1 protein-coding gene is annotated in these 1,591 nt (G+C 39.5%); it reads right to left on the minus strand.

All coding sequences use genetic code 11. From position 1 onward, the window contains the following. Positions 1–631: 631 nt before the first annotated feature. A partial coding sequence (locus AC6F75_RS06255; protein WP_500714095.1) for a molybdopterin-dependent oxidoreductase occupies positions 632–1,591 on the minus strand: 960 nt, incomplete at its 5' end.

The raw sequence follows: 1,591 nt of genomic DNA on the forward strand, positions 1-1,591 counted from the left end.
CGGGTGCTATATTTGAAATATCAAAATGAAAGTTCAAGGCAGCTAACACTAAATTGAAAACGAATTTTGGTCTTAAAGTTAAGTTCTTTGTCAAGTTTTATTGTTCGTTTGAAGTACCACCCGAATCCTTTGGATTACGGAATCGGTATTAGAATAGTAAAAATCAGGGTGAACGTTAGATTACAGCAATCAATCTTCGGATTGAGATGAGTTTTCACAAACAGGAACCCGGTATGATAATGCACGGTGCAGGAGAAGTAATATCCCTGCCTTGAAACCGAAAGGTTTGCCGGTAAAGGTTATTGTATTTTTAAGTTACAGATCGAAGCAGTTAACACTAAATTGAAATGAACTTTTTGACAATTGACTTACTTTCTGTAGGCTTTTGCATTTGCCTGAGTACAATCTGAGTTTTTATAAATTCAGCACTAGTATGAGAGTGTAAAAGTCGGGATTGAAAACCTGTATTTGCCTTCGGGTTTAATCAAAGTTTTCAAATCCAGTGAGGTAATTCACGACACAGGACACGTAACAATCCTGTCTTGTCATCGCAAGATGAGTCGGTAAAGAATTATTTTCAGGAAAGCCATCCACCTCTTGAGGCGGATGGCTTTTGTATTATTATGGTTTTTTATTCCTGAGAAGCAAGTTGCTTAAACTTTCCTTTACTTTTTCTGATGCGTACTGCCACCACTTTATATTCGGGACATTTTGCCTCAGAATCATGCACATCACCGGTAAGGTAATTAATCATAATTTCGGGAAAATGGAACGTGGTGCTTAAAACGCCCTCTTTTACTTCGTCAGTGATTCGGGCTTTAACATCCACTTTTCCCCGCGGGGATTCCAGACAAACGTAGTCGCCTTCTGAAATAAAGTGCTTTTCAGCATCAACAGGGTGAATCATTAAATAGTCATCGCCAAGCAACTGTTCGTTACCTGTTCTTCGTGTCATCGCACCACAATTGTAATGCTCCAATTCACGGTTTGTGGTAAGTATATAGGGATAGTCTTTGGCATTATCAACCAACTCACTTGTCTCTTTCCAATTCTTGAAAATAAATTGGCCTTTACCTATCTTAAATTCTTTCTGATGTAAAATCTGAGTATCTGTACCATCTTTGGCAACCGGCCATTGCTTTCCGTTTTTGCCAAGATTTTCCCAGGTTATTCCCGCAAAGAAAGGTACGATTTGAGAAATTTCTTCAAGCATAGTTTTTGGGTGGTAATCCGGTTGCGGATAGCCCATTCTGTTCATAATATCCACAATGATCTGTCCGTCTGCTTTGGCATTACCAATTGGCTTAACAACCTGTCTAACTGCTTGAACGCGTCGTTCACCATTGGTAAAAGTGCCGCTTTTTTCTAGGAAAGATGCCCCGGGTAGAACGACATCTGCATGTTTTGCAGTTTCTGTCATAAACAATTCCTGAACGATCACTAAATCTGTATTTTGCAGGGCTTTAATGACTTTGTGAGTGTTAGGGTCTGTTTGCACAATATCTTCGCCAATCACCCAAAGCGCTTTTAGCTTTCCTTTCAGTGCTGCATCAAACATTTCAGGAATTTTAAACCCAATGTGACTGGGAAC

It is taken from the genome of Planktosalinus sp. (genome assembly GCF_059864935.1).